Annotated in this window: 7 protein-coding genes and 1 pseudogene; 5 read left to right on the plus strand and 3 right to left on the minus strand. The window is 47.2% G+C overall.

All coding sequences use genetic code 11. The features are described 5' to 3' along the window. The coding region (locus tag RMO52_RS03525; RefSeq protein WP_310410882.1) for a DUF1825 family protein at positions 1-219 on the plus strand (219 nt) is incomplete at its 5' end. A 192-nt stretch (positions 220-411) separates the two neighbouring features. Then, a pseudogene (locus RMO52_RS03530) lies at positions 412-2187 on the plus strand (transglycosylase domain-containing protein); the annotation flags it as partial. A gap of 225 nt (positions 2188-2412) precedes the next feature. Here RMO52_RS03530 and RMO52_RS03535 read toward each other — a convergent pair. After that, positions 2413-2730: a DUF1825 family protein gene (locus RMO52_RS03535; protein WP_309739030.1), complete on the minus strand. Its 318-nt coding sequence runs from the start codon at positions 2728-2730 to the stop codon at positions 2413-2415. Between the two features lie 128 nt (positions 2731-2858). On the opposite strand from RMO52_RS03535, the gene RMO52_RS03540 reads away from it, so the two are divergent. From RMO52_RS03540 to RMO52_RS03550, 3 genes are all read left to right on the plus strand, one after another. Next, entirely contained in the window at positions 2859-3236 is a 378-nt protein-coding gene (locus RMO52_RS03540; RefSeq protein ID WP_310410888.1) for an NINE protein, read from the plus strand. A gap of 135 nt (positions 3237-3371) precedes the next feature. After that, a complete protein-coding gene (locus tag RMO52_RS03545) occupies positions 3372-3917 on the plus strand; it encodes an NADPH-dependent FMN reductase (protein ID WP_309739028.1) in 546 nt (181 codons plus the stop codon). Between the two features lie 93 nt (positions 3918-4010). Then, a complete protein-coding gene (locus tag RMO52_RS03550) occupies positions 4011-4544 on the plus strand; it encodes a ComEA family DNA-binding protein (RefSeq protein WP_310410893.1) in 534 nt (177 codons plus the stop codon). A gap of 179 nt (positions 4545-4723) precedes the next feature. On the opposite strand, the gene cobD is transcribed toward RMO52_RS03550, so the two are convergent. Both cobD and RMO52_RS03560 read right to left on the minus strand, forming a co-directional pair. Beyond that, positions 4724-5809 carry a threonine-phosphate decarboxylase CobD gene (gene cobD, locus RMO52_RS03555; protein WP_310410895.1) on the minus strand — a complete coding sequence of 362 codons (1086 nt, stop codon included), beginning with the start codon at positions 5807-5809 and terminating at the stop codon, positions 4724-4726. A 36-nt stretch (positions 5810-5845) separates the two neighbouring features. Then, positions 5846-6127, minus strand: a complete 282-nt coding sequence (locus tag RMO52_RS03560; RefSeq protein ID WP_309739032.1) for an HU family DNA-binding protein — start codon at positions 6125-6127, stop codon at positions 5846-5848. Between the last annotated feature and the right edge of the window lie 593 nt (positions 6128-6720).

The raw sequence follows: 6720 nt of genomic DNA on the forward strand, positions 1-6720 counted from the left end.
GATCGCGATGGTAAGGTGGCGTTCATCGAGCGGATGGAAACTTTACTCGATCGCTATAAAGTGTTTATGAAGCGGTTCGAGCTGTCTGATGATTTTATGGCAAAGATGACCGTCGAGCAAATGAATACCCAGATGAGTCAGTTTGGCATGACCCCGATGCAAATGTTCGAGCAAATGAATTTCACTCTCGATCGCATGAAGTCAGAAATCGATAAGTAGCCTTCTGGAGATGGGAGCGGGGAGACGGAGAGACGGAGAGACGGGGATTTGGTAAATTTTCAATCTTTCTTACTCCTTACTTCTTACTTCTTACTCCCATCTCCGAACTCCCATCTCCCATCTCCTAACTTCCCGGACGCTTAAACTTAGCCGGAGATGCAAAAGCTTCTACAGGCTAGTTCGATCGTGGCAGGTGGATTGGTGGGGCTAGCAATTAGCTTCCGCAACTTACCTGATGTCCGCGTCCTACGCAGTTACGCACCGACAGAGACTACCTACATCTATGATGTCAAGGGCGTCCAGCTTGCCAGTCTCCACGATGAAGCCAATCGGGAAGTGGTACCGCTCAATCGGATTTCGCCCAATCTCAAGCGTTCCCTACTCGCGATCGAAGATAGTCACTTTTATTATCACCAAGGTGTGAACTTGACTGGTGTGGGACGGGCGATTACTGCCAACTTCAAAAAAGGTGGCGTCAGCGAAGGTGGTTCGACGATCACCATGCAGTTGATCAAAAACCTATTTTTATCCCAAAAGCGGCAACTGAGTCGCAAACTTGCTGAAGCAGTCCTGTCAATTCGGCTCGAACAGATTTTTCGCAAAGATGAAATCCTGGAGATGTACCTCAACCAAGTGTATTGGGGACACAATAACTATGGGGTCGAAACTGCCGCTCAAAGCTATTTTGGCAAACATGCTTCCGAGTTAAATCTCGCTGAAGGGGCGATGATGGCAGGCGCAATTGCCGCACCGGAGAAATATAGCCCGTTTATTAATTTTAAAGCAGCCAAAAAGCGTCAAGAACTAGTTTTGGCACGGATGGTCGAACTAAATTGGATTACCCCCGCCGAAGAAAAAAAAGCGCGGGAATATAAGATTAAACTCGGTAAAATTAAAACTTGGCAGAGTAGTAGATTGCCCTACGTGACCGATGCCGCGATCGAAGAACTCAATCAACGCTTCGGTCGCGAAACCGTTCGTAAAGGCGGGATGCGGATTCAAACCACGATCGACTATGACTTCCAGCTAGCTGCCGAAAAAGTCGTCCAGAATGCCTACGAACGCTTGGGACGCAACAAATATCAAATTAGTCTCGTCGCGATCGATCCGCGCACGCACTTCATCAAAGCGATGGTCGGTGGGGTAGACTACAAAAAAAGTAGTTTCAACCGCGCCATGTACGCCAATCGGCAACCCGGTTCATCATTTAAACCATTCGTTTATTACACCGCCTTTGCCACTGGGAAATTTTCGCCAGAAACCTCAGTATATGACGGCCCCGTTCGCTACCGCGATGGTAGCGGATATTATTCCCCGCGTAACTATGGCGGCGGCTATTCTGGCGCGATGAGCATTCGCAGCGCCCTGATGAACTCTACCAATGTCCCAGCCGTAAAACTCGGTAAAGAAGTCGGCTTGGATAAAGTCATTCAAACTTGCCGGACGCTGGGCATCAAAAGTCCGATCGAGCCAGTTGTATCATTACCATTAGGTGCCGTCGGCGTTACACCAGTAGAAATGGCGGGCGCTTTTGCCACCTTTGCCAGCAACGGCTGGCAATCCGAAACCACTACCATCCTCCGCGTCACAGATAGCGATGGCAATATTTTACTCGATAATACCCCACAGCCCACTCTCGTACTCGATTCTTGGGCTACAGCTCAAATCAATAGCGCCCTCCAATCAGTAGTTGGTGGCGGTACTGGCAAAGAAGCCGCCATCGGTCGTCCAGCCGCCGGAAAAACCGGAACCACCTCCTCAGAACGCGACGTGTGGTTTGTGGGCTACGTGCCCCAGCTAGCCGCCTCTGTGTGGATTGGCAAGGATGACTTCACCCCCCTCGGTACTGGGGTAACTGGTGGTACATATGCCGCACCGATCTGGCGGAGTTTCATGAAAGAAGCACTCAAAAACGAGCCTGTAGAAGCTTTTGCATCTCCAGCTAAGTTTAAGCGTCCGGGGAGTTAGGAGTTGGGAGTTGGGGGTTGGGAGTTAGGAGTTGTGAGTAAGAATGATTTTGGATGTGGATTTTGGATTGAAAACTTACCGACTCCTCACTCTCTTTCCTGCCCGAACTCCCAACTCCCAACTCTCATCTCCGCTATTTGGATTGAAAACTTACCGACTTCTCACTCTCTTTCCTGTCCGTTCTCCCAACTCCTATCTCCCAACTCCCAACTCCCATCTCCCCAGCTACTTATCAATTTCTTGCTTCATCCGATCGAGTGTTTGATTCATTTGGGCGAACATTTGCATCGGAGTCATCCCAAACTGACTCATCTGAGTGTTCATTTGCTCGACGGTCATCTTTGCCATAAAATCATCAGACAGTTCAAACCGCTTCATAAAGACTTTGTAGCGATCGAGCAGAGTTTCCATCCGTTCGATGAAAGCAATTTTACCGTCGCGATCGAACTTACCATACTTACTGCCAAGCTGCGTCAGATGTTGATAATCTTCAAACAACTGTTTTGCTTCTTGTTGGATGATATCAGAATCAAAAAATCCCATGACAGATAGTTATCGTAATAAAGTTTAAAATGGCAGAGCGAGGACATGACGATCGAGGCTCGTTGTTACATTTTATGTCAGTCTCGAACCAGTGAAAATTGCGGTTTCCCGTATTAGAGGATCGGTTAATGTTCGATAATACCACGCCCAAAAATCGTCAAGTTGCGATCGTTTTAGCTTTTGCGAGCGTAGCGGTTCCTGTCGCTGGATTTCACAAATTTTATCTCGGACAACCCGGTTGGGGTCTAGTTTATCTATTATTATCCTGGACGCCCATTCCCCACGTCGCCTCCGCGATCGAAGCCGTCTGGTATCTTACTCAAGATGATACCCAGTTTCAGGACAATCTGAACGCGATCGCGCCGACGACTGGAGCGTTATCACCTGTCAATTCGGTAGCGACTCTCGCCGAATCGATTCGGGAATTAGACAAGCTCCGTGCCGATGGCTTAATCTCCGAATATGAGTTCGAGCAAAAACGTCGTCAGTATCTCGATCGGGTTTAATTGATAATGAAATAAATAGGTAAAGCATATTTGATTCGTGAGAAGACTGTAGGGTGTGTTATCCCGTAGGGTAACGCACCGACTGTATAATGAAATACCTAAAGTTTCCCTAATCATATAAATTATAGATTAATCATGGTAAAAATTGTTGGAATTGCCGGGAGTTTGAGAGCAGATTCTTATAGTCAAGTCGCTCTAAAAGTAGCTGCTCAAAAAGTAGCAGATCTGGGTGCCGAAGTCGAAATTTTAGATCTAAGACAAATGCAATTACCATTTTGTGATGGTGGTACTGAATATCCCAACTATCCAGATGTCAAACGGCTGCAAGATACAGTTAATAGCGCCGATGGGCTAATCTTAGTCTCGCCAGAGTATCACGGTAGCATTAGTGGAGTACTTAAAAACACTCTAGATTTGATGAGTTTCGACCAACTTGCAGGTAAAGTCGCTGGCTTTATTAGCATCTTAGGTGGGCAGGTTAATAGCAATACCCTCAACGATTTGCGCGTAATTCTCCGCTGGGTTCACGCCTGGGCTATTCCCGAACAAATCGCCATCGGTCAAGCATGGCAAGTATTTACTCCAGAAGGTAAAATTTCCGATGAAAAACTCTCAAAACGCCTCGACCAATTCGCCTTCAGTTTAGTAGAAAATACCCGCAAAATACGCGGAGTTAATTAAGGTAGCTCTTGTAATTTATTACTATTCACTATTCACTATCCACTATTCCCGATTTACAATCAGTGACATATCTTACTAAACCTGGCTGTATCTATGACCCACGATCCTTCCCAAACCGTTCGGTTGTTATTCAAAATGTCCTTGCGATCGCGAATTCAAGAAGACCCTTATTATCGGTTCAAATCAGCATTTGACATCGCCGTAGCTGCTGATTTGGGCGTGCAAATCGATGTCAATCAAGCCAACGTCGATGACTGGCTGCGGTTGCCGGGAATTTCGATCCATCAAGCCCGTCAATTAGTTACATTGAGTCAGGCGGGAGTAGCATTTTATTCGATTTCCGACTTGGCAGCGGCGTTAAATCTCCCCATTTCCAAGCTCCAATGGTTAGCCCCAGTCCTAAGTTTTCAGTATTACGATCGCGACACAGCGTTACCATCTATCAATATCAACCAAGCGACAGTTGCCCAACTCGTCAAAATTCCCCAGATCTCGCCCGTATTAGCTACCCAAATCGTCACCTACCGCGATCGAGATGGTAAATTTACAGATCTAGTAGATTTTCAGCAGCGATTGGGATTATCTGGCGAAGCGATCGGGGAGTTGATGCACTACTTACAATTTTGACGCATCCGATCCACATTTACCTAACTTGAGAGCGATGTTTGAAAAGTATAGATTAGCACTCGCAAGCCCTAGAAATCCCCCCTAACCCCCCTTAAAAAGGGGGGAACCGGATTCTTAGTCCCCCTTGAAAAGGGGGATTTAGGGGGATTTACCCACTGAAAACGAAGCAATTAGACTTTTCAAACACCCTCTGAGAGCGATCGTAATGCCGCCAGCAGCCGATCGTTTTCGGCAATCGTCCGCACCGCCACCCGGAAAAAGCGATCGCCCAGTTCGGGAAAACTCATACAGTCGCGAATTAAAATCTGCTGCTGTTGGAGCAATTGGGTTTGCAGGGCAGTAGCCGATCGATCTGACTTGACGAGGATGAAGTTTGCCGCCCCAGGATAGGGGTGTAAACCAGGAATCTGTGCTAATCCTTGAAATAACCGATCGCGAGCCTCTGCCAGCCATTTCCAGGTGAGCTGGCTAAATTCTGTGTCGCCAAGCACAGCGATCGCGGCAGCAGCGGCGAGAGAATTGACAGGCCAAGGATCGCGCCAGCTTTGCCACTGCTGCAACCGATCTGGGTGAGCGATACAATAGCCCAGCCGCAAACCGGGCAAACTGTAGAATTTAGTTAGCGATCGCAAGATGACGAGATTAGGATATTTAGCGATATAGGGGACTAAACTTTGCTGCTCTGAAGGGGGCAGAAAGTCCATGAAGGACTCATCGATGACTACTAGGTCAAAGTTCGACAAATACGGCAAGATCGTCTCCTGCGTCCAAATTTGCCCAGTAGGATTGTGAGGATTATTAATTATCAGTCCGAGCGAATGTGGAATCGCGGTTGGCAGGTGGCGCAGTGCAAAGTCTAGATCGCCAATTTCCCCATCATCCATCATCATCGATCGAGCGATAATGCGGGTGCCGAAGGTTTCAAGCGATCGCCAGTAATCGCCAAAAGCTGGTGTTGGGAGCAGCGTCGTGTTGAGCTTGGAAAACTCCCACCCCGCCCAAGTCAATAGTTCGGCAGCGCCATTGCCCGGTAATACCCACTCTGGATCGATCTGGTGATGTGCCGCGATCGCCTGACACAGTTCGGGATAATTGGGATTGGGATAGCTTGTAAGTGTTTCGATGTGCAGCTTAATCGCTGCGAGTGCTGTCGGCGGAGGGCCGAGCGGACTGATACTCGCAGAAAAATCTAAAATCAGAGAGGGGGGACAGCCCGCTACTGTAGCTGCCCAGCTTGGGTTCCCCCCATGTTTTGGTCGATTCAAGGAATATTTTGTGAATGTAAATTCAGCTAAATTAATCTAGTCGTCAGCAGAAACTTTGTCTTTGAACAATTTACCAGCCGAGAATGCAGGTACTTTAGTTGCGGGAATTTCCATTTTCTCGCCAGTTCTGGGGTTACGACCTTCACGTTTTTGGCGATTTCTAGGCTCAAAGGAACCAAATCCTACCAGAGTAACTTTGTCACCTTTAGAGACAGCTTCCATAATTGCTTCCAATGCTGCTGACAAAACTGTATCAGCTTGCTTTTTGGTCACGCTGGCTGTTTCAGCTACGCGATCGACTAATTCACCTTTATTCATGTGTAGATCTCCATTGTTGAGGTTAATGATGGACTGGTGCAGCATCACTAGTAGAGTGAGTGCTATCCAAGTCGGTAGTGGAAAGTTAGATTTTCGACTCACAAACGGTTTAGCAGCAGGTTAACGCCGCAGTAACCGATCTTAGCTCCAATCTGTTACATGTGTGCCAACAATTTCATAACATGTTCTCTCCGAGCATTAATTGCCAGTTGAAAACGCCATGAAGTTGCTGAAACTCTGATGCAATATTATTTCCACTGCATCATTCTAATGTCTAGGAGCCTAATCTGGATCGCTGAAAGCTTTAATTTATGTTGATTTTCATGATTTTGCGTATTATTTGGGTAAAATTTCGGTAAAAACAGGGGTTTGCGGTCTCATAAATGGAGATGAGCTACTATTTTTGGCGGTGCTAATCGATCGTGACAGCAGAGCTAAGGCTACAAAAAAGCCCCTCGATCGAGGGGTGAGTGTGTACCAATAATTTTATTTGAGTAGCTGCGGAGATCTTTACCCCACCCCAGCCCTCCCCTTATAAAGGGGCTACCGTGTATACACATCTCTGGTTAGAAGCGAAATCCCTAGGAATCCCC

The organism is Chamaesiphon sp. OTE_8_metabat_110 (assembly GCF_031382685.1).
Lineage (GTDB): Bacteria > Cyanobacteriota > Cyanobacteriia > Cyanobacteriales > Chamaesiphonaceae > Chamaesiphon.

Coding starts and splice junctions, on each gene's coding strand:
- RMO52_RS03535 (WP_309739030.1), bottom strand. CDS start 2,730: ATGGGATTTTTTGATTCTGATATCATCCAACAAGAAGCAAAACAGTTG.
- RMO52_RS03540 (WP_310410888.1), top strand. CDS start 2,859: ATGTTCGATAATACCACGCCCAAAAATCGTCAAGTTGCGATCGTTTTA.
- RMO52_RS03545 (WP_309739028.1), top strand. CDS start 3,372: ATGGTAAAAATTGTTGGAATTGCCGGGAGTTTGAGAGCAGATTCTTAT.
- RMO52_RS03550 (WP_310410893.1), top strand. CDS start 4,011: ATGACCCACGATCCTTCCCAAACCGTTCGGTTGTTATTCAAAATGTCC.
- RMO52_RS03560 (WP_309739032.1), bottom strand. CDS start 6,127: ATGAATAAAGGTGAATTAGTCGATCGCGTAGCTGAAACAGCCAGCGTG.